Source organism: Streptomyces sp. NPDC036764 (assembly GCF_055609385.1).
In genome coordinates this window covers 12996-33086 of record NZ_JBVJPT010000020.1, presented here as the reverse complement: position 1 = coordinate 33086, position 20091 = coordinate 12996, and the positions used below count along the sequence as shown (strand labels likewise).

At 72.0% G+C, this 20091-nt stretch carries 17 protein-coding genes; 8 read left to right on the top strand and 9 right to left on the bottom strand.

What is annotated here, in order from left to right; translation table 11 throughout:
- The first annotated feature begins 74 nt into the window (after positions 1–74).
- Both ACZ69Q_RS42040 and ACZ69Q_RS42035 read left to right on the top strand, forming a co-directional pair.
- Complete coding sequence (locus ACZ69Q_RS42040) at positions 75–971, top strand: DUF3558 family protein (protein ID WP_471053290.1); 897 nt, start codon at positions 75–77, stop codon at positions 969–971.
- A 193-nt stretch (positions 972–1164) separates the two neighbouring features.
- Entirely contained in the window at positions 1165–2469 is a 1305-nt protein-coding gene (locus tag ACZ69Q_RS42035; RefSeq protein WP_471053287.1) for a DUF2637 domain-containing protein, read from the top strand.
- Between the two features lie 64 nt (positions 2470–2533).
- Here the strand turns inward: ACZ69Q_RS42035 and lysS are convergent, their stop codons facing one another.
- Entirely contained in the window at positions 2534–4276 is a 1743-nt protein-coding gene (gene lysS / locus ACZ69Q_RS42030; protein WP_471053284.1) for a lysine--tRNA ligase, read from the bottom strand.
- 190 nt (positions 4277–4466) lie between these two features.
- On the opposite strand from lysS, the gene argS reads away from it, so the two are divergent.
- Positions 4467–6224 (top strand): arginine--tRNA ligase, encoded by a 1758-nt coding sequence (gene argS / locus ACZ69Q_RS42025; protein ID WP_471053281.1) that lies wholly within the window; start codon positions 4467–4469, stop codon positions 6222–6224.
- A 74-nt stretch (positions 6225–6298) separates the two neighbouring features.
- Here the strand turns inward: argS and ACZ69Q_RS42020 are convergent, their stop codons facing one another.
- Positions 6299–6754 (bottom strand): peptidoglycan-binding domain-containing protein, encoded by a 456-nt coding sequence (locus ACZ69Q_RS42020; RefSeq protein ID WP_471053279.1) that lies wholly within the window; start codon positions 6752–6754, stop codon positions 6299–6301.
- Positions 6755–7073: 319 nt separating this feature from the next.
- Here ACZ69Q_RS42020 and ACZ69Q_RS42015 point away from each other — a divergent pair, with 319 nt between their 5' ends.
- The 3 genes from ACZ69Q_RS42015 to ACZ69Q_RS42005 are packed head-to-tail and all read left to right on the top strand — an operon-like array spanning position 7074 to position 9650.
- Positions 7074–7931 (top strand): peptidoglycan-binding protein, encoded by an 858-nt coding sequence (locus tag ACZ69Q_RS42015; protein WP_471053276.1) that lies wholly within the window; start codon positions 7074–7076, stop codon positions 7929–7931.
- Positions 7928–8791, top strand: coding sequence for a helix-turn-helix domain-containing protein (locus ACZ69Q_RS42010; protein ID WP_471053273.1), 864 nt, complete (start codon positions 7928–7930; stop codon positions 8789–8791). The genes ACZ69Q_RS42015 and ACZ69Q_RS42010 overlap by 4 nt, the downstream gene beginning before the upstream one ends.
- A 31-nt stretch (positions 8792–8822) precedes the next feature.
- A complete protein-coding gene (locus ACZ69Q_RS42005) occupies positions 8823–9650 on the top strand; it encodes a DUF4253 domain-containing protein (protein WP_471053270.1) in 828 nt (275 codons plus the stop codon).
- A gap of 10 nt (positions 9651–9660) precedes the next feature.
- On the opposite strand, the gene ACZ69Q_RS42000 is transcribed toward ACZ69Q_RS42005, so the two are convergent.
- Together ACZ69Q_RS42000 and ACZ69Q_RS41995 are read right to left on the bottom strand one after the other, a co-directional pair.
- On the bottom strand, positions 9661–10494 hold the full coding sequence (locus ACZ69Q_RS42000; RefSeq protein WP_471053267.1) for an arylamine N-acetyltransferase family protein: 834 nt from the start codon (positions 10492–10494) through the stop codon (positions 9661–9663).
- Between the two features lie 70 nt (positions 10495–10564).
- On the bottom strand, positions 10565–11773 hold the full coding sequence (locus tag ACZ69Q_RS41995) for an aminotransferase-like domain-containing protein (protein ID WP_471053264.1): 1209 nt from the start codon (positions 11771–11773) through the stop codon (positions 10565–10567).
- Between the two features lie 293 nt (positions 11774–12066).
- On the opposite strand from ACZ69Q_RS41995, the gene ACZ69Q_RS41990 reads away from it, so the two are divergent.
- The gene (locus tag ACZ69Q_RS41990) at positions 12067–12252 is read left to right on the top strand and encodes a hypothetical protein (protein ID WP_471053261.1); all 186 of its coding nucleotides are present in this window, start codon (positions 12067–12069) and stop codon (positions 12250–12252) included.
- A 21-nt stretch (positions 12253–12273) separates the two neighbouring features.
- On the opposite strand, the gene hemB is transcribed toward ACZ69Q_RS41990, so the two are convergent.
- On the bottom strand, positions 12274–13272 hold the full coding sequence (gene hemB / locus ACZ69Q_RS41985) for a porphobilinogen synthase (protein ID WP_471053258.1): 999 nt from the start codon (positions 13270–13272) through the stop codon (positions 12274–12276).
- A gap of 150 nt (positions 13273–13422) precedes the next feature.
- On the opposite strand from hemB, the gene ACZ69Q_RS41980 reads away from it, so the two are divergent.
- Positions 13423–14814 carry an FAD-binding oxidoreductase gene (locus ACZ69Q_RS41980; RefSeq protein ID WP_471053256.1) on the top strand — a complete coding sequence of 464 codons (1392 nt, stop codon included), beginning with the start codon at positions 13423–13425 and terminating at the stop codon, positions 14812–14814.
- An 86-nt stretch (positions 14815–14900) separates the two neighbouring features.
- On the opposite strand, the gene ACZ69Q_RS41975 is transcribed toward ACZ69Q_RS41980, so the two are convergent.
- The 4 genes from ACZ69Q_RS41975 to ACZ69Q_RS41960 are packed head-to-tail and all read right to left on the bottom strand — an operon-like array spanning position 14901 to position 20072.
- Positions 14901–16607 (bottom strand): bifunctional uroporphyrinogen-III C-methyltransferase/uroporphyrinogen-III synthase, encoded by a 1707-nt coding sequence (locus tag ACZ69Q_RS41975; protein WP_471053254.1) that lies wholly within the window; start codon positions 16605–16607, stop codon positions 14901–14903.
- Positions 16604–17563 carry a hydroxymethylbilane synthase gene (hemC, locus tag ACZ69Q_RS41970; protein WP_471053251.1) on the bottom strand — a complete coding sequence of 320 codons (960 nt, stop codon included), beginning with the start codon at positions 17561–17563 and terminating at the stop codon, positions 16604–16606. Before hemC ends, ACZ69Q_RS41975 begins: the two co-directional genes overlap by 4 nt.
- Positions 17560–19302 carry a glutamyl-tRNA reductase gene (locus tag ACZ69Q_RS41965; RefSeq protein WP_471053249.1) on the bottom strand — a complete coding sequence of 581 codons (1743 nt, stop codon included), beginning with the start codon at positions 19300–19302 and terminating at the stop codon, positions 17560–17562. The genes hemC and ACZ69Q_RS41965 overlap by 4 nt, the downstream gene beginning before the upstream one ends.
- Complete coding sequence (locus tag ACZ69Q_RS41960) at positions 19299–20072, bottom strand: redox-sensing transcriptional repressor Rex (RefSeq protein WP_471053247.1); 774 nt, start codon at positions 20070–20072, stop codon at positions 19299–19301. The genes ACZ69Q_RS41965 and ACZ69Q_RS41960 overlap by 4 nt, the downstream gene beginning before the upstream one ends.
- Positions 20073–20091 lie beyond the last annotated feature (19 nt).

Here is a 20091-nt window from a genome sequence, read left to right as displayed (position 1 = left end):
AGACCGCACAGCTTCTTCACCGCGTACCGTGGCCCCTCGGACCCGATCCGACCGCAGGAACCACAGTGGCAGTCATGAGTGAAGGAACCATGCAGCTAGCAGCTAAGCGAGACCAGCATGACGGGCGTGACCAGCGCGAGCAGCGGGCGAGGAGCCTGCGCCGGGCCCTTGTCTGCGCGGCCGCAGTCCCCGTGATGCTGATCGCCGCGGGCTGCTCCTCGGACTCCGGTTCGGGCGACAAGGCCGCCGGCGACAGCAGCGCGAAGACCTCGGCGTCGTCGTCCGCGAGCCCGTCGCCGACGGTGCAGGCGGCCGCGTACAAGTCGATCCCGGACGCGTGCAAGGTGCTGGGCAAGAAGACGCTCGAGGATCTGGCGCCCGAGGCCAAGTCCGGCAAGAAGGGCTCTTCGGATGACGCGTCGACGCGTGGCTCGTGCTCGTGGAGCAGCCTGGACAACAACGGTGTGAAGGGCTCGCAGTTCCGCTGGCTCAACGTCTCACTGCTGCGCTTCGAGTCGGATGTGACGCGCGGCTCGGGCGAGAAGCTGGCGCAGGGGTATTACGAGACGCAGGTGCAGGACGCGAAGTCGGTGTCCGGCGCGAAGAGCCTTAAGTCGGAGCCGGTCGCCGGAGTGGGCGACGAGGCGACGGCGGTGCGCTACGACCTGAAGAAGAAGGAGGGTTCCTTCAAGCAGGAGACGGTCGTGGCGCGGGTCGAGAACGTCGTGGTGACGCTCGACTACAACGGTGCCGGTCTGGCCGGGGAGAAGGCCCCGAGCGCGGACGCGCTGAACAAGCTCGCCCAGAAGGCGGCCAAGGAGGCCGTGGCCGCGGTGGCAGAGGCCAATGACGGCGGTGGTGCGGGCACGCCGAGCAGCGCCCCCTCGAAGTCGGCGTCGAAGTCTCCGTCCGGCAGCTCGTCGAAGGCGGCGTCCAGCTCCCCGTCCAAGTCAGCGGCGAAGAAGAGCTGACCGTCACACCCGGCCCGGCGCTGCGTCACAACGCGCAGCTCAGCCAAGCCCTTTGTGCGAGCCCGGCCCGGTAACGGTCCGGGCTCGTGCCGTACCGGCAGAACGCGGGGCGTGGGGATGTGCCACTCTGTTGCGCGCAACAACACGCAAGGGGAGGGGAGTACGAGTGGCCGGGCCACCTGAGCTGACTCGGATGCACCGCGTTCTCATCGGCGTGGTCGTGTTCGGCGCCGTGATCATCGCCGGCATCGGCTTCGCCGGTTCGTACGCGGCCGTCCGTGAGCTGGCCATCCAGAAGGGCTTCGGGAACTTCAGTTATGTGTTCCCGATCGGCATCGACGCGGGCATCTGTGTGCTGCTCGCCCTGGACCTCCTGCTGACGTGGATCCGAATACCGTTTCCGCTGCTGAGGCAGACCGCGTGGCTTTTGACGGCCGCGACGATCGCGTTCAACGGTGCGGCGGCGTGGCCGGATCCGCTGGGTGTCGGCATGCACGCGGTGATTCCGATCCTGTTCGTGGTGGCCGTGGAGGCCGCCCGGCATGCGATCGGCCGCATTGCGGACATCACGGCCGACAAGCATATGGAGGGTGTCCGCCTCACGCGTTGGCTGCTCTCCCCGCTGCCGACGTTCTTGTTGTGGCGCCGGATGAAGCTGTGGGAGCTGCGCTCCTACGACCAGGTGATCAAGCTGGAGCAGGAGCGTCTGGTGTACCAGGCGCGGCTGCGTTCCCGTTTCGGTCGTGCGTGGCGCCGGAAGGCGCCGGTGGAGTCGCTGATGCCGCTGCGTCTGGCGCGGTACGGCGTTCCGCTGGCGGACACGGCTCCGGCGGGGCTGGCCGCGGCGGGTATCGAGCCCGCGCTGTTGCCGCCGGCGCCGCAGCCGGCCCTGGATGCCGTCCGCCCGGCCGCTGTGACCCCGTCGGCGCCTGCGCCGGCCGCGACCGGCGTGTCGCCCGTCCCGCAGCAGCGCCCGGCGCCTTCCGGCGAGCAGCGCCCTGAGCTGGCCGGCCCGGAGCCGGCGGGCCCGCCCGGGCCGGGGCAACAGGACTATGTGCAGGACTGGTTCAACACGCCCCGTCAGGTCGACTACCAGGGCGGCTACAACGCCTCGTACGACCCGCAGGGGCACTATGAGGAGTGGTACCAGGAGCAGGTGCAGGCGGAGCAGTACCAGGACCAGTACCAGCAGGAACCCCCGGTCCAGGAGCCGTCTCCGGAGGACACGGGCACCTTTCCGATCCCGGTGACCGGCAACCGCACCCGCCAGCTCGGTGAGGGCGGCGGCACCCCGGCTCCGGAGCCGGGTGAGGAGGACTACTACCTGGTCTTCCGTGAGTCCATAAAGGGCGGGAACGGCGCGCCGACCCCGCGCGGGTTCATCGCCGATGTCGAGGCGACGTACGGCGTCACGCTCGATGAGGCCGAGTCCAAGCGCATGGTGAACCGCTTCTCCAACCGCCTCAACGCGGAACTGACGGACGAGCACATCGCCTGACGGTCGCCGCGGTATGACGGAAGGGGGCCCTCGATCCGCCGAGGGCCCCCTTCCGTGTCACCGGCTACTCGCCGAGCAGGCGCCGTACCCGTTCCTGCCCCACTGCCAGCAGCAGCGTGGGCAGTCGGGGTCCGGTGTCGCGTCCCACCAGCAGGTGGTAGAGCAGGGCGAAGAACGTCCGCTGGGCGGTCTTGATCTCGGCCGGGAGTTCCTTGGGTGTGGCGTCGGCGGAGAACCCGGCCTGCACCTTGGGCACGCCGTAGACGAGGTGGGTCAGGCCGTCGAGGGACCAGTTCTCGGCGAGGCCGTCGAGCAGCAGCCGCAGCGACTGCTGGGACGCCTCGTCGAGGGACTTCAGCAGTTCGGCGTCGGGCTCGTCGCGCACGATGGTCCGCTGGTCGGCGGGCACCTGCGTGTTGATCCACGCCTCGGCCTTGTCGTACCGGGGGCGGGCCTCGTCCAGGGTGGCGAGCGGGTTCTCCGGGTCGAGCTCGGAGAGGATCCGCAGTGCCTGGTCCTGGTGTCCGGCGGTGATGTCGGCGACGGAGGCGAGCGTCCGGTACGGCAGCGGGCGTGCCGTGCGCGGCAGCTCAGCCGCGGCGGTGCGTACGGCACGGGAGTGCGCGGCGATGTCGGCGGGCAGCGCGGAGCCGTCCTGGACCTTCGCGTCCAGCTTGTCCCACTCGTCGTAGAGCCGCTGGATCTCCTGGTCGAAGGCGATCTTGAAGGACTGGTTGGGCCGGCGGCGGGCGTACAGCCAGCGCAGGATCTGCGGCTCCATGATCTTCAGCGCGTCGGCAGGGGTGGGCACGCCGCCGCGCGAGGAGGACATCTTCGCCATGCCGCTGATGCCGACGAAGGCGTACATGGGTCCGATGGGCTGCTTGCCGTCGAAGATCCCGACGATCTGCCCGCCGACCTGGAAGCTGGAGCCCGGCGACGAGTGGTCGACGCCGCTGGGCTCGAAGATGACGCCCTCGTAGGCCCAGCGCATGGGCCAGTCGACCTTCCAGACCAGCTTGCCGCGGTTGAACTCGTTGAGCCGGACGGTCTCGGCGAAGCCGCACTCGTTGCAGGTGTACGACAGCTCGGTGGTGTCGTCGATGTAGGAGGTGACGGTGGTGAGGTCCTTCTCGCAGTTGCCGCAGTAGGGCTTGTACGGGAAGTACCCGGCGGAGCCGGAGCTGCCGTCGTCCTCGCCGGCCGCGCCGGAACCCTCGGCGGCCTCCAGCTCGGCCTCGTCGAGGGGCTTCTGCGACTTCTTGGCGCCGCCCTTGGCCTTGGTGCGGTACTGGGCGAGCACGGCGTCGATGTCGCCGCGGTGCTTCATGGCGTGCAGGATCTGCTCCCGGTACACGCCGGAGGTGTACTGCGCGGTCTGGCTGATGCCGTCGAACTCCACGCCCAGCTCGGCGAGCGACTCGACCATGGCGGCCTTGAAGTGCTCGGACCAGTTCGGGTGCGGCGAGCCCTGCGGCGCCGGGACGGAGGTCAGCGGCTTGCCGATGTGCTCGGCCCACGAGTCGTCGACCCCGGCGATCCCGGCCGGCACCTTGCGGTAGCGGTCGTAGTCGTCCCAGGAGATCAGGTGCCGGACCTCGTGGCCGCGGCGCCGGATCTCGTCGGCGACCAGGTGCGGGGTCATGACCTCGCGCAGGTTGCCGAGGTGGATGGGTCCGGAGGGGGAGAGGCCGGACGCGACGACGACCGGTTTGCCCGGGGCCCGGCGCTCCGACTCCTCGATGACCTCATCCGCGAAACGGGAGACCCAGTCGGTGGTCTCGGTGCTCTGAGCCACGATCGGCACGTCCTTCTTTCTCCAGGGCAGCCAGCACGGTCAATCGGCCGCGCCCCCAGTTTAGGCGGCGCAGCCGCCTCCCAGGGGCGCGGGGAACTGCGCGGCCAACCCCCACCGGCCCGCAGCCGCAAAAACCCCTTTACCCCCCATGGGATACTGGCCGCGTCTACCAATCCACGAGGAGAACGGCTCCCATCCCATGACCTCGGTCACGTCGCTCACCGCTCAAGTCCAGCAGCGCCTCGCGAACGCCCTCTCGGCCACCCGGCCGGAGGCCGACGCGGACCCGCTCCTGCGACGTAGCGACCGGGCCGACTTCCAGGCCAACGGGATTCTGGCGCTCGCCAAGAAGGCGAAGGCGAACCCGCGGGAGCTCGCGACGGAGGTCGTCGGCAACATCGTCACCGGTGATGTGCTCAAGGACGTCGAGGTCTCCGGACCCGGCTTCCTCAACATCACCGTCGCCGACCGGGCGATCACCGAGAACCTCGCCGCGCGGCACGCGGACGGCGAGCGCCTCGGCGTCCCCCGCAAGGACGCCCCCGGCATCACCGTCGTCGACTACGCCCAGCCGAACGTGGCGAAGGAGATGCACGTCGGCCACCTGCGGTCGGCGGTCATCGGCGACGCCCTGCGCGGCATGCTCGACTTCACCGGCGAGCGGACGATCGGCCGGCACCACATCGGCGACTGGGGCACCCAGTTCGGCATGCTCATCCAGTACCTGTTCGAGAACCCCGGCGAGCTGGCCCCGGCCGAGGACGTCGACGGCGAGCAGGCCATGTCGAACCTGAACCGGGTGTACAAGGCGTCGCGTGCGGTCTTCGACTCGGACGAGCAGTTCAAGGAGCGGGCCCGCAAGCGGGTCGTCGCCCTGCAGTCCGGCGACAAGGAGACCCTCGAGCTGTGGCAGCAGTTCGTGGACGAGTCGAAGGTCTACTTCTACTCGGTCTTCGAGAAGCTCGACATGGAGATCCGCGACGACGAGATCGTCGGTGAGTCCGCGTACAACGAGGGCATGCCCGAGACCGCCCGCCTCCTGGAGGAGATGGGGGTCGCGGTGCGCTCCGAGGGCGCGCTGGTCGTGTTCTTCGACGAGATCCGCGGCAAGGACGACCAGCCGGTCCCGCTGATCGTGCAGAAGGCCGACGGCGGCTTCGGCTACGCGGCCTCCGACCTGACGGCGATCCGCAACCGGGTCCAGGACCTGCACGCCACGTCCCTGATCTACGTCGTGGACGTCCGGCAGTCCCTCCACTTCAAGATGGTCTTCGAGGCGGCCCGCCGGGCGGGCTGGCTGACCGACGAGGTCACCGCGCACAACATGGGCTACGGCACGGTGCTGGGCGCGGACGGCAAGCCGTTCAAGACGCGTGAGGGCGAGACCGTACGGCTCGAGGACCTGCTGGACGAGGCCGTGCAGCGGGCCGCCGAGGTCGTACGGGAGAAGGCGCAGGACCTCACCGAGGACGAGATCCAGGAGCGGGCGCAGCAGGTCGGCATCGGCGCCGTGAAGTACGCGGACCTGTCGACGTCGCCGAACCGGGACTACAAGTTCGACCTGGACCAGATGGTCTCGCTGAACGGCGACACGTCCGTCTACCTCCAGTACGCGTACGCCCGTATCCAGTCGATCCTGCGCAAGGCGGGCGAGACGAAGCCGGCCGCGCACCCGGAGCTCGAACTGCACGCGGCGGAGCGGGCGCTCGGTCTGCACCTGGACGCGTTCGGCGACACGGTCTTCGAGGCCGCGGCGGAGTACGCCCCGCACAAGCTGGCCGCGTACCTGTACCAACTGGCGTCGCTGTTCACGTCGTTCTACGACAAGTGCCCGGTGATCAAGCCGGAGCCGCCGAAGGACGTGGCGGAGAACCGTCTGCTCCTGTGCGACGTGACGGCCCGGACGCTGCACCAGGGCATGGCCCTGCTGGGCATCCGCACGCCCGAGCGGCTCTGAGCATCTGATGTGCCGCTGCGGCCCGTCCTCTCCCCCTCGGGGAGGACGGGCCGCGGTCATGCGGGGGCGACGATTCAGCAGTACTGCTTGGAGTCGGCCGCGAAGTCCTTGAACGCGGCCTTGGTGCCCGAGCCGGCGATGCCGTCGATCGCGCCGGTGTAGCCGTGGTGTGCCTTCAGGTCACGTTGCAGGGCCTTGATGGTGTTCGGGCCGACGATCCCGTCGATGCTGTCGTTGTAGCCCCAGTGCGCCTTGAGCCAGCGCTGGAGCGCCTTCCAGCTATTGGTGCCGAGCTGCCCGTCGAGGGCGCCGGTGTAGCCCCAGTAGTCCTGGATCCAGCACTGGACGTACCGGGCCTCGGTGTTGCTCAGGCCGAGGTTGTTCACCGCGAGGACGCCGACGTCGGAGCGCACGGCCGGCTTCGCGTCCGAGGCGGCGAAGCCGGTGCCGGCGGTCGCGAGGCTTCCGGCGGCAAGGCCGACGACGGCGCCGACGCTCACGAGGGTCCTCGTCCAGATGTTCGCTCGCATGCGTTTCCCTCTCGCTCTGGTTCGGGTGGCGGAGCCTGCCGCCACCTGGCGAAACGAGAGTGCGGGGCGGGCGGCGAGGGTTGCCAGCCTCGCCGCGCAAGTGACGTCATCGTGGGATGTCCCAGGCGCTGACCTGCGCGGATGCCGTCCGCTTGGGCGTCGCGGCGGGACGTCTGTGACGGGGCGGTGGCCGATTCCGTACCGGTGCCGGAACCAACTTCCGGTGCGGGCCGTGGATGCTGATGCAGAATGCGGCGGGGGCGCGGGGGCCGCTGACCACGGACCGCGGGCCCGGACCGTGAACGCGAATGGGGGGAACATGTCGCGTTGGGCAGCCCTGCCAGCGGATCTGGATCCGCGTGTACGGCAGTTGGTGGTGCGGTTACGTCGGCTCAAGGACCACAGCGGGCTGAGCCTGCGCCGGCTGGCGGCGCGGACGGGGTACAGCCAGAAGTCGTGGGAGCGGTATCTGGGCGGCCGGTCGCTGCCGCCGCGGGAGGCCGTCGAGGCGCTGGCCCGGGCCGTGGACGAGGATCCGACGCGGTTGCTGGCGTTGCACGAGGTCGCCGCGGAGGCGTGGCGGAACGGACGCGCCGAGGCGGCGGCAGCGAGAGCGCCCGCGCCGCAGCACGTGCCGGAGCCGGTCATAGCGGAGCCGGTCGCGGCGCGAGAGGTCCTCTCCGCCGAGGTCACCGGCACACGGTCGCCCGGTCGTTCGCTGCGGGTCGCCCTGGTGGCGGGGGCCGTGGCGCTGGTGCTGGCGCTCTCCACGGCCGTCCTCCTCGTCGTACGGCTGAGCGGCGGCGACCGGGCACAGCCGACGGCACCCCTCGCCGCGACCGACGTGTCGCCGTCCCTGCCCCCGGCCGTGTCCGGGTCACCGTCCGCGTCGGCCCCGCGCTCGGCACCGGCGTACACCTGCCGTCTCGCGCGGATCGACGGCCGCTGGTACGCGGGCATCAGCCGCACCCGGGACGCCATCCTGGCCAGCGGCCACGCGGGTCCGGACGTCGCCGAGGCGCAGTGTCTGCTGCGCCGGGCGGGCATCTCGCCGGGCGGCATCGACGGGATCTTCGGGCCGGTGACGGAACGCGCGGTCAAGCAGGTGCAGCGGCGGGCGGGTCTGGTGGTGGACGGCATCATCGGGCCGCACACCTGGAAGGCCCTGCGGGGATGACGACGCCGTCGCCGGAACGGGCCCGACTGGCCGCCACGCTGCGGGAGTTGAAGGGCCGCACCGGTCTGAGCCTGGTCGGTCTCGCGGCCAAGACCGCGTTCAGCAAGTCGTCCTGGGACCGCTACCTCAACGGCAGGACGCTCCCGCCGCGCGACGCGGTGCAGGAGCTGTGCCGCCTCGCCGGGGAGCCGGAGGGGCGCTGTGTGGCGCTGTGGGAGATCGCCGAGTCGGAGGGGAGCGGGCGGGCGGCGAAGGAGGAGGGGCCGCGGATCCCGCCGCCGCCTCCGCCTCCCGAAGAAGCCGCGCCCGCCGAGGAGCCCGGCCGGCAGAGCTCCGTCCACCGCGGCGCGACGCTCGTCGCGGTGCTCGCGTCGGCGTCCGCCGTGGTGGTCGGGGGCGTCGCCGCCGCGGCCCTGTTGCTGCCGAACCGGGACGGCGGGCCCGGGGCGTCGCTGTCGCCGCCTCCGTCCGCGACCGGGCCGCGCTGCCAGGGCGAGGTCTGTGAGGGAAAGAGCCCGATGCACATGAAGTGCGCGGGTGCGCCGCAGACGCTGGCCTCGCACCGGACCTCCACCGGCGCCTGGCTGGAGCTGCGCTACAGCCAGGAGTGCGGGACGAGTTGGGCCCGGATGTGGGGGACGCGGGTCGGCGACCGGCTGGAGGTGTCGGCGACCGCAAGCGCCGGCGAGGACGCCGCGGACGATCGCGTCCGCGGTGTGGAGATCCGCAACGGCGTCGACGCGGACTCCTACGTCTACACCCCCATGACCGCGGCCCGCCCGGGAACCGTCGTGCGGGCCTGCTTCGACCCGGCGGCCGGCGGCGGCGAGGAGTGCTTCGGCAGCCGGGTGGTGGGGTGAGTTGTCAGTGCCGCCCCCTACAGTCACCGGCATGGCGACTCTTCCCAACCCGCTGCCGAAGCTCACGAGCGACCCCACGGGCGCCGCTCTCGGACTCCGACTCCCGCCCGGACGGCTCGTGGATGCGACCGTCGAGGGCGATTGGCACGAGCCCCTGCTGTGGCTCGCGGACGAAAAGGCGGTGCCCGGCGCCTGGGCCGCGCTGGCCCCGGCCCGGCGGACCGCCGGCCTGCTGCCGGTCGTCCTGGACGCGGGCGGCCCGCACGGCGGCCCGCAGGACTGGGAGCTGGCACCCGACGCGGTGTCGTACCCGGGGGATCACGACGCCGACGAGGTGCTGGCGGATCTCTGGGAGGAGTACGCGGCCGGGGAGACGCAGCAGGAGTGGCCGGGCCTGGCCGACGCCCCCGCCGACTCCGGTTCCGGCTCCGGCTCCGGCTCCGGCTCCGAAGAGGACCCGGACGCGGTGGCGATGGACATCGCGGACGACCTGGTGGAGAGCGGCGGCCTGCTGGAGGATCCCCGCCTCGCGCTCGTCCCGGCCCGCCGCAGCGCGGACATTCCGGCGGCGATCGGCTGGTCCGGCCCGATGAACCACGAGGGCGACACCGCTCGCCTGTGCGCGGTGCTGCGCTCCTGGGAGGACCGCTTCGGCATACGCGTGGTGGCGCTCGGCTTCGACCACCTGCTCGTCTCCGTCGCGTCCCCGCCGACCACCCCGGCCGAGGCGGAGGCCGTCGCCGCCGAGCACTTTGCGTTCTGCCCGGACAACTTCCTCCAGAGCAGCGACACCAGCATCCGCGCCTACGCCGAGAACCGCCTGCTGGGCCGGCCCGCCTGGCACTTCTGGTGGGACTGACGGCCCGTCCTCACCCGGGCAGCAGCGTCATGCCCTCCGGGGCGTCGATCCCGAACTCCTCGTCCAGCAGCCGCCGCGCCCACGCCTCCTCCGTCACCTCCCGCTCGACGACCGTCCCGTCCGCCCGTGTCTCGGTCAGGAGCCGGCCGTGCAGGAGGAGGTGGCGTTCGGCGGTGAGGTCCTGGACGTAGACCTGCTGAGTGAAGGGCGAGCGCGGGTTGGTGCCGATGTGCCAGTTGATGACCTCGAAGTCGGGCTTCTCGAACGGCTCCAGGGTGAAGGCGTACTGGTCGGCCCAGTCGCCCTTCGCCGGGTCGTGGGCCTGGAGCAGCCACAGCGGAAGCGGGCCGTCGTGCGGGGCGTGCGCGAGCCGGTGCCGGCGCTCGGCGTCCTTGAACTCGACGCCGGCCGTCAGCGGTACCGGCTCCAGCAGCGCGCCGATCGCGCCGAAGCCGACGTCCGCGAGGTACGGCTGCGGGTCGCCGGGCGCCTCGACGAGCAGCGCCATGTGGGTGCGCGGCCGGCTCTCGACGCGGTCCGCTCCGACGACGACCCGTGCGGCCAGCCGGGTCACCCGGAACCCCAGCGCCTGAAGGACGCCCGCGAAGAGGGTGTTGTGCTCGTAGCAGTAGCCGCCGCGCCGGCTGTGCACCAGCTTGGCCATCAGGTCGGCAGCGTCGAGGGAGGGGGCGATACGCCTGAGGGCGTCCAGGTTCTCGAAGGGGATGGCCCGCATGTGCGCCAGGTGCACTCCCCGCAGCGTCGCCAGGTCGGCCCGCCGCTCCCCCTCCCAACCGATCCGCCGGAGATACGCATCGAGATCGAACCCCTGGGTTTTGGACATGCCTTCACCTTAGGAACACCGGCCGCTCCCGTCCGCCGACCACGGCCCGACCTACGCTGCGTCCTTGGCCCTAGGACCGCAGGCCCTTGCCCAGCCGTCGCAGCCCCTCCTCGATCTCCTGCGGCGTCTGCGTCACGAAGCACAGCCGCAGCGTCGACCGGTCGGGCTCACCGGCGTAGAAGGGCGCCCCGGGGACGTAGGCGACGTCGTGCCGCACGACCTTCGGCAACAGGGCCGTCGTGTCGTAGGACCGGGGCAGGCGGGCCCACAGGAACATGCCGCCCTCGGGTCGGTTCCAGGTCGAGCCCTCCGGCAGGGCGCCGGGCAGGCCCGCGAGCATGGCGTCACGGCGTTCGCGGTAGACGTCCCTGACGCGGGCCACGTGGGCGTCCAGGCCGTCGAGGCAGCGGGCCGCGGCGAGCTGGTTGACGGTCGGGGTGTGCAGGTCGGCGGCCTGCTTGGCGACCGCGCAGGCCCGCCGCAGGGCGGCCGGGGCACGCAGCCAGCCCAGCCGCAGGCCGGGGGCCATCACCTTGGAGAACGAGCCGAGCAGCACCGTCCGGTCCTCGGCGCCCGGGTACGAGGCGATCCAGGGCACGCGCTCGCCGTCGTATCGCAGCTCGCCGTACGGGTCGTCCTCGACGATCCACACCCCGCGGCGGGCGGCGACCCGCGCGACGGCGGCCCGGCGTTCGGCGGGCAGGGTCCGGCCGGTCGGGTTCTGGAAGGTGGGCACGGTGTAGAAGAGCTTGGGCCGCTCCCGCGCGACCAGTTCCTCCAGTGCGTGCGGATCCACACCGTCCGCGTCGCAGGGCACGGCCACGACCCGGGCTCCGGCGAGGCCGAAGGCCTGAAGTGCCGCCAGATAGCAGGGGTCTTCGACCAGGACCGTGTCGCCGGGCTCCAGCAGCGCGGTGGCCAGGAGCGAGAGCCCCTGCTGGGAGCCGGTGGTGACGAGCAGGTCATCGGCGTCGGTCGCCAGTCCCCGCGCCGACATGCGGCTGGCGAGCCCGGTGCGCAGAGTCGGCTCGCCCTCGGTCGTGGAGTACTGAAGGGCCTGCGCCGGCGTCTCGGCGAGCACGTCCCGGAAGGCGGCCGCGATGGCCTCCCGGTCGAACAGCTCCGGCGCGGGCAGCCCGCCCGCGAAGTTGATGACCTCGGGCCGGGCCGTGACGGCGAGGATGTCCCGCACGGGCGAACCGCCGACGGCGCCGGTCCGCGCCGCGAGCGGCGGCACGGCGGCCGGGGCGGTTGGGGGCGCGGGTTCGATGACGGTCATGACACGGCTCCTCGGGCTGCGGCGACACGGGCGACGGCTCGTGCCGGGCAGCCTAGAGAACTGTGTGCCCGCTACAAGTGACTTTCCGGGATACGGACCCCATCGGGGTCGCCCGCGTGTTCCGGCGGCTTCCGGCGTCCCACGCCGAGCCGTCGAGGCCTGCCATCCCCGCAGGTCAGCGGCCGTCCCACCGCTCGGGCGTCCCGAATCGGCGGCCCATGCTGGCAATCGGGACGGATGATCACGCAGGCTGGAGGCCGACCCCAACCCCCACCCATGGAGAGGGCCGCACGATGTCCGCGTCCGCACACCCCCCTCGTTCCCGGGCCCGGCTGCTCGCCGCCACGCTGGTGGCGGTCGCCGCGCTCACGCTCACCGCGTGCGAGGACGGCCAGGGCCTGCGCGACGAGGGCCCGTCGACCCCGACGAGCCCCAAGGCCACCGCGCCCGCGCCACCACCGCCGTCGGACGGACGGTGACGGTCCCCAGGTGCGCCGCGGTTACTGGCGGCCCAGCTTCTGCGCGGCCTCTGTCGCCCAGTAGGTGAGGATGTTGCGCGCGCCGGCCCGCTTGATGCCGGTCAGCGTCTCGAAGATCGCCCGGTCCCGGTCGATCCAGCCCTTCTCGGCGGCGGCCTCGACCATCGAGTACTCGCCGGAGATCTGATAGGCGGCGACCGGCACGTCCACCGCGTCGGCGACCCGCGCCAGGATGTCGAGGTAGGGGCCGGCCGGCTTGACCATCACCATGTCGGCGCCCTCCTCCAGGTCGAGGGCCAGCTCACGCATCGACTCCCGGGCGTTCGCGGGATCCTGCTGATACGTCTTGCGGTCGCCCTGGAGCGAGGAGGCGACGGCCTCACGGAAGGGCCCGTAGAAGGCGGAGGCGTACTTGGCCGTGTAGGCGAGGATCGCGACGTCCTCCCGCCCGATCTGGTCGAGCGCGTCACGGACGACGCCGATCTGCCCGTCCATCATGCCGCTGGGGCCCACGACATGGGCCCCGGCGTCGGCCTGCACCTGCGCCATCTCGGCGTAGCGCTCCAGGGTCGCGTCGTTGTCGACGCGACCTTCGGCGTCCAGCACACCGCAGTGCCCGTGGTCGGTGGTCTCGTCCAGGCACAGGTCGGACATCACGAGGAGGTCGTCGCCCACCTCGGCGCGCACGTCGCGGATGGCGACCTGGAGGATCCCGTCGGGATCGGTCCCCGGCGTCCCGAGCGCGTCCTTCTTCTCGTCCTCGGGCACCCCGAAGAGCATGATCCCGGAGACCCCGGCCTGCACGGCCTCCAGCGCCGCCTTCTTCAGGCTGTCCCGCGTGTGCTGGACGACGCCCGGCATGGCGGTGATCGGCACGGGCTCGCTCACGCCCTCGCGCACGAAGGCCGGGAGGATGAAGTCGGCGGGGTGCAACCTGGTCTCGGCGACCATGCGCCGCATGGCGGGAGTGGTCCGCAGACGCCGCGGCCGAGTACCGGGAAAGGATCCGTACGTCGTCATGCCACCTACGCTACGCCCGCCCCGGCAGCACCTTTGCCGACTGGCCGTCGGGACGGTGACGGCCCCGCATGCGCGCTTCGGGGCTGCGGGGCCATCCTGAAAGAGGCCCCGAAAGCACGGACCCTCCGTACGCGCACCTCGGAGGACGCCATGACCAGCACCCATCACAACACCCCCGACCTGTTCGCCCTCTCCGAGATCCACGGCCCGGTCCTGCGCCCCGGCGACGACGGCTACGCCGACGAGGTCACCGGCTTCAACCTGGCGGCGCTGCACGCCCCCGACGTCGTGGTGGGCGCGACCGGCACCGACGACGTCGTGACAGCCCTGCGCTGGGCGTCCGCCACGAACACCCCCGTCGCGATCCAGGCGACGGGCCACGGGGCGAACTTCCCCATCGACCACGGCCTGCTGATCAGCACGGCCCGCATGACCGACGTACGCATCGACCCGGACCGGCGTCTGGCCACCGCCGCGGCCGGAGCGAAGTGGCGCCACGTCCTGGACGCCGCCGCACCCCACGGCCTCGCCGCACTCTGCGGCACCTCGACGGACGCCGGTGTGGTCGGCTACACCCTGGGCGGCGGCCTCCCGGTCCTCGGCCGCACCTACGGCTACGCGGCCGACCTCGTCCGCTCGTTCCAGGTGGCCACGCCGGACGGCACGCTGCGCGAGTGCGACCCGGACCACGAACCCGAGCTGTTCTGGGCGCTGCGCGGCGGCAAGGGCAACGTGGGAGTGGTCACCTCCCTGACCTTCGAACTGCTCCCCCTCGCCACCCTCCTCGGCGGCGGCATCTACTGCCCGGGCGAACACGCTCAGGCCCTCCTGACGGCCTGGGCCGACTGGACGCACGAGGTCCCGGAAGAGATGTGCACGGCGTTCAGCCTGCTGCGTCTGCCGCCCATCCCCCAGATCCCCGAGCCCCTGCGCGGCGGCTTCTGGGCCAGGGTGGCGGTCACCTGGACCGGCGACCCGAAGACGGGCGAAGAGCTCCTGTCCCCGATCCGCTCGGCCGCACCGGTGACCGTCGACACGGTGGAGGAAATGCCGTACGCGGCGATGGACCGCGTCTACATGGAACCCCAGGACCCGCTCCCCGCCCGGGAGTCCTGCGCCCTGCTGCGCGACCTGACCCCGGACGCCATCGGCGCGTTCCTCGCCCAGGTCGGCCCCGAGGTCCCCGACTGCCCCCTGCTGCTGGTGGAGATCCGGCACATGGGAGGTGCTCTGGCCCGCCCCGCCCGTCTGGAGGACGCGATCTGCGCCCGGGACGCGGACTACTTCCTGGAAACGGTGGCCGTCCTGGCCGCTCCACCCGCCGCCGAGGCGGTAGAAGCCGCCACGGCAGCCCTGCACACGGCCATGGCCCCCTACGGCACGGGTCACACCATGGTCAACATCCACGGCACCCCCGGTGACGAAGCCGACCGTGCCCGGGCCTGGAGCCCCGAGGTCTACGACCGCCTGTGCAAGGACAAGTCGACCTACGACCCGTCCAACCTGCTCAGCTTCGGCCACACGGTGTCGTCCCACGCCTGACTTTCACCGGGGTACGGGTCGGGGGGGGGGGGGGGGGGGCGCGCACCCCCCCCCCCCCCCCCCCCCCCCCCCCGCGACTCCCCTGCCTAGGTGGTCGACCGCCTGCGCCGAGCCCCGGGCCTGCGCTCGCTCGGCCGAGTCACCGGATCCCCGGCCTCGACCGCCGCGGCACGCCGCCGCAGCCCGAAGTCCGCCAGCGCCTCCGCCAGCTTGTGCACGGACGGCTCGGGAGCCATCACATCCACCCGGAGCCCGTGCTCCTCGGCGGTCTTCGCGGTGGCGGGACCGATACAGGCGATCACGGTCACGTTGTGCGGCTTGCCGGCGATCCCGACGAGGTTGCGCACGGTGGACGACGACGTGAAGAGAACGGCGTCGAAGCCACCCCCCTTGATCGCCTCCCGGGTCTCCGCCGGCGGCGGCGAGGCGCGTACGGTCCGGTAGGCCGTGACGTCGTCGACCTCCCAGCCCAGCTCGATGAGCCCGGCCACCAGGGTCTCCGTGGCGATGTCGGCCCGCGGCAGGAACACACGGTCGATCGGGTCGAAGACCGGGTCGTAAGGCGGCCAGTCCTCCAGCAGCCCCGCGGCCGACTGCTCCCCGCTCGGCACCAGGTCCGGCTTCACGCCGAAGGCGATGAGCGCCTTCGCGGTCTGCTCCCCCACCGCCGCGACCTTGATCCCGGCGAACGCACGGGCGTCGAGCCCGTACTCCTCGAACTTCTCCCGCACGGCCTTGACCGCGTTCACCGAGGTGAAGGCGATCCATTCGTACCGTCCGGTCACGAGCCCCTTGACGGCCCGCTCCATCTGCTGGGGCGTGCGCGGCGGTTCGACGGCGATCGTCGGCACCTCGTGCGGCACGGCCCCGTACGACCGCAGTTGGTCGGAGAGCGAGGCCGCCTGCTCCTTCGTACGCGGCACGAGCACCCGCCACCCGAAGAGCGGCTTGGACTCGAACCACGACAACTGGTCGCGCTGTGCTGCGGCGGAACGCTCACCGACCACGGCTATCACCGGCCGGCCGCCCTCCGGCGAGGGCAGTACCTTGGCCTGCTTCAGCGTCTGGGCGATGGTGCCCAGCGTCGCGGTCCACGTCCGCTGCCGGGTCGTCGTACCGGCGACGGTGACCGTCAGAGGCGTATCGGGCTTGCGTCCGGCGGACACCAGCTCTCCGGCGGCCGCGCCCACGGAGTCCAGCGTCGTCGAGACGACCACGGTCCCGTCCGATGCGCCGACCTCGGTCCAGCACCGGTCGGACGCGGTGCGCGCGTCGACGAACCGCACGTCCGCGCCCTGCGCGTCGCGCAACGGCACACCGGCGTACGCGGGCACGCCCACGGCCGCGGCGACACCCGGTACGACCTCGAACGGCACACCGGCCGCGGCGCACGCGAGCATCTCGTTGGTGGCGTACGTGTCGAGCCCGGGATCCCCGGACACCGCACGCACGACCCGCCTGCCGCCGCGCGCGGCCTCCATGACAAGATGTGCGGCATCCCGCACCGCGGGTAGCCCAGCGGTCGTTGACGCGCCGTCAACAACCGCTAGTTGAGGCGTGCCTGTGCCCACGGCGGCGTCCGAATCGGGACCCGGATCCGTGTGCACTTCGGCGACGCCGGCTCTGGCGTGCTGGCGCACGACGTCGAGCACCTCGTGCTCGGCGACGAGCACGTCGGCGTTCGCCAGCGCCTCGACGGCGCGCAGAGTCAGCAGCCCCGGATCCCCGGGTCCGGCACCGAGGAAGGTGACGTGCCCGTGTTCAAGGCCGGCGGGAAGGGTGGTGGGGCTCACTGTGCTCGCTCCCCCATCAGACCGGCCGCGCCCTGGGCAAGCATCTCGGTAGCGAGTTCGCGACCGAGCGCCAGCGCTTGGTCGTGCGTCTCGGGCACGGGACCGGTGGTGGACAGCTGCACCATCCGCGTGCCGTCGGTCGTGCCGACGACGCCGCGCAGGCGCATTTCCTTGACAATCTGCCCGTCGGCCAGCAGGTCGGCCAGCGCGCCCACAGGGGCGGAGCAGCCGGCCTCCAGGGCGGCGAGCAGTGAGCGCTCCGCGGTCACGGCGACCCGGGTGAAGGGGTCGTCGAGCTCGCCGAGCGCGGCGATCAGGTCCGCGTTGTCCGCGGTGCACTCGATCGCCAGTGCCCCCTGGCCGGGGGCGGGCAAAACAGTGTCGACCGACAGGAAGTCGGTCACCTCGTCGATGCGGCCGATACGGCTCAGGCCGGCCGCGGCCAGCACCACCGCATCCAGCTCGCCGTCGCGCACGTACCGGATCCGCGTGTCGACGTTCCCGCGGATCGCGACCGTCTCGAAGTCCAGCCCGTGGCTGCGCGCGTACGAGTTGAGCTGCGCCATCCGGCGCGGCGAACCCGTACCGATGCGCGCGCCGCGCGGCAGGTCGGTGAGCTTCAGGGCGTCCCGGGCGACGATCACGTCGCGCGGGTCCTCGCGCTCGGGGACGGCCGCCAGGGCCAGTTCCGCGGGCTGCGCGGTCGGCAGGTCCTTGAGCGAGTGCACCGCGAAGTCGACCTCGCCCTTGAGGAGCGCGTCGCGCAGGGCGGTGACGAACACGCCGGTGCCGCCGATCTGCGCGAGGGCCTCGCGCGAGACATCGCCGTACGTGGTGATCTCGACGAGTTCGACGGGGCGTCCCGTCACCTGGCTGACCGCTTCGGCGACCTGCCCGGACTGGGCCATGGCGAGCCTGCTGCGCCTGGTGCCGAGCCGTAGTGCCTGCTGAGTCATCGTGGGCCTCGGTTCTTCTCGGTGCTGTCCTCGGCGCGGGAGACGGAGGCCACCGTCTCCTGATCGAGGTCGAACAGGGTCCGCAGGGCGTCCGCGTACCCGGCGCCGCCGGGCTCGGCCGCGAGCTGCTTGACCCGCACGGTGGGGGCGTGCAGCAGCTTGTCGACCACGCGCTTGACGGTCTGCGTGATCTCACTGCGGTGCTTGTCGTCGAGGCCCGGCAGACGGCCCTCGAGACGGGCGATCTCGTTCGCCACGACATCGGCGGCCATCGTGCGCAGCGCGACGACGGTGGGCGTGATGTGCGCGGCCCGCTGCGCCGCCCCGAAGGCCGCGACCTCGTCGGCGACGATACGGCGGACCTGGTCGACGTCGGCCGCCATCGGAGCGTCGGCGGAGGCTTCCGCCAGCGACTCGATGTCCACCAGGCGCACCCCGGCCAGCCGGTGCACGGCCGCGTCGATGTCACGGGGCATGGCGAGGTCGAGGAGCGACAGCGCAGGCGCGGGCCGGGGCACCTCGGCGACGGGCTCGGGCTTGCGGCGCTCGGGGATGCGGCCGACGGTGGCCGCGGTCGCGGCGAGCGCGGTGATCAGCTCGGCGTCGGCCTCGGGGCTGCGCCGGGCGGACTCACGCCGGTCGACGGCGCTGCCCGCGGCCCACGCCGCGTGCTGCTCCAGGGTGGCCGCGTCCATACCGGCGACGGCGGCCTCGCCGAGCACAGAGAAACCTCCCTGCACGGCGGCGACGTCAAGCGGGCAGTTCTCGTCGGTGCCGACGCTGGTGGGCGGCAGCGGGGTCTGCCGTACGTCGACTCCGTCGGCGTGCGCCCTGGGGGCGGGTGCCTTGTCAGCCGTACGACCGCCGCTCCCGGCGTCGAAGGCGACCGGCCGGCCGGTACGGCCCTCCACCGCGGCGGCGACCTCCTCGGCCGCGAGGACGAGGCCGGTCGCGCCGGTGCAGGACACGGCGACGTCGGCACGTGTCAGCTCGACCGGCACCGAATCCATCGGTACCGCGCGGGCCAGCACGTCCGTGTCGTCCGCCGCCGTCAGGATCTCGGCGAGGCGCTCGGCGCGGTCCTGGGTGCGGTTGGCGACCACGATCTCGGCGACCCCGGCCCGCGCGAGCGTGGCCGCGGCCAGGGAGGACATCGAGCCGGCGCCGATGACCAGGGCCTTCTTGCCGCGGGCCCACGCCGTGACGTCCGTGCCCTCGGCCAACTGCTCCAGGCCGAAGGTGACCAGGGACTGGCCGGCGCGGTCGATTCCGGTCTCGGAGTGGGCGCGCTTGCCGACGCGCAGGGCCTGCTGGAACAGGTCGTTCAGCAGCCGTCCGGCGCTGTGCAGTTCCTGCGCCTTGGCGAGGGAGTCCTTGATCTGCCCGAGGATCTGGCCCTCGCCGACGACCATGGAGTCGAGCCCGCAGGCCACCGAGAACAGATGGTGGACGGCCCGGTCCTCGTAGTGGACGTACAGGTAGGGCGTGAGCTCGTCGAGGCCCACTCCGCTGTGCTGGGCGAGCAGCGTGGACAGCTCGGCGACACCGGCGTGGAACTTGTCCACGTCGGCGTACAGCTCGATGCGGTTGCAGGTGGCGAGCACCGCGGCCTCGGTGGCGGGCTCGGCGGCGACCGTGTCCTGAAGCAGCTTGATCTGGGCGTCCGCGCCCAGCGCGGCCCGCTCCAGGACGCTGACCGGGGCGCTGCGGTGGCTCAGCCCCACGACGAGCAGACTCATGCCGGCATCACGGCGGGTACGTCCCCGTCCGGTCCCTGGTCGGTGGAGTCGCCGGACCCCTCGCGGGTGACGGCGGCCGGTCCGGTGCCGTCGGTGTGAGCGGCCTCCTCGCCGGCCTTGCGCTGCTCGTGGAAGGCGAGGATCTGCAGCTCGATGGAGAGGTCGACCTTGCGCACGTCGACGCCGTCCGGGACGGTCAGCACGGTCGGCGCGAAGTTCAGGATGGAGGTGACGCCGGCGGCCACGAGCCGGTCGCAGACCGGCTGGGCGGCACCGGCGGGGGTGGCGATGACGCCGATCGACACGCCGTTGTCCTGGATGATCTTCTCCAGGTCGTCGGAGTGCTGCACGGGGATCCCGGCGACGGGCTTGCCGGCCATGGCCGGGTCGGCGTCGATGAGCGCGGCCACCCGGAAGCCGCGGGAGGCGAACCCGCCGTAGTTGGCGAGGGCGGCGCCGAGGTTACCGATACCGACGATGACAACCGGCCAGTCCTGGGTCAGCCCGAGTTCGCGGGAGATCTGGTAGACGAGATACTCGACGTCATAGCCGACACCGCGTGTTCCGTACGACCCGAGGTATGAGAAGTCCTTGCGCAGCTTGGCGGAGTTGACCCCCGCCGCGGCCGCGAGCTCCTCGGAGGAGACCGTGGGCACCGAGCGCTCCGACAGTGCGGTCAGGGCTCGGAGGTACAGCGGAAGCCGGGCGACGGTGGCCTCGGGAATCCCTCGGCTACGGGTCGCCGGTCGGTGAGTTCGGCCAGTTGCCACGGTGCTCCTGCGGGTAGAG

Bases quoted from the DNA above. Each gene is read 5' to 3' on its own strand.
- ACZ69Q_RS42040 (WP_471053290.1), top strand. From the start codon at position 75: ATGAGTGAAGGAACCATGCAGCTAGCAGCTAAGCGAGACCAGCATGAC.
- ACZ69Q_RS42035 (WP_471053287.1), top strand. From the start codon at position 1,165: ATGCACCGCGTTCTCATCGGCGTGGTCGTGTTCGGCGCCGTGATCATC.
- argS (WP_471053281.1), top strand. From the start codon at position 4,467: ATGACCTCGGTCACGTCGCTCACCGCTCAAGTCCAGCAGCGCCTCGCG.
- ACZ69Q_RS42020 (WP_471053279.1), bottom strand. From the start codon at position 6,754: ATGCGAGCGAACATCTGGACGAGGACCCTCGTGAGCGTCGGCGCCGTC.
- ACZ69Q_RS42015 (WP_471053276.1), top strand. From the start codon at position 7,074: ATGTCGCGTTGGGCAGCCCTGCCAGCGGATCTGGATCCGCGTGTACGG.
- ACZ69Q_RS42010 (WP_471053273.1), top strand. From the start codon at position 7,928: ATGACGACGCCGTCGCCGGAACGGGCCCGACTGGCCGCCACGCTGCGG.
- ACZ69Q_RS42005 (WP_471053270.1), top strand. From the start codon at position 8,823: ATGGCGACTCTTCCCAACCCGCTGCCGAAGCTCACGAGCGACCCCACG.
- ACZ69Q_RS42000 (WP_471053267.1), bottom strand. From the start codon at position 10,494: ATGTCCAAAACCCAGGGGTTCGATCTCGATGCGTATCTCCGGCGGATC.
- ACZ69Q_RS41995 (WP_471053264.1), bottom strand. From the start codon at position 11,773: ATGACCGTCATCGAACCCGCGCCCCCAACCGCCCCGGCCGCCGTGCCG.
- ACZ69Q_RS41990 (WP_471053261.1), top strand. From the start codon at position 12,067: ATGTCCGCGTCCGCACACCCCCCTCGTTCCCGGGCCCGGCTGCTCGCC.
- hemB (WP_471053258.1), bottom strand. From the start codon at position 13,272: ATGACGACGTACGGATCCTTTCCCGGTACTCGGCCGCGGCGTCTGCGG.
- ACZ69Q_RS41980 (WP_471053256.1), top strand. From the start codon at position 13,423: ATGACCAGCACCCATCACAACACCCCCGACCTGTTCGCCCTCTCCGAG.
- hemC (WP_471053251.1), bottom strand. From the start codon at position 17,563: ATGACTCAGCAGGCACTACGGCTCGGCACCAGGCGCAGCAGGCTCGCC.
- ACZ69Q_RS41965 (WP_471053249.1), bottom strand. From the start codon at position 19,302: ATGAGTCTGCTCGTCGTGGGGCTGAGCCACCGCAGCGCCCCGGTCAGC.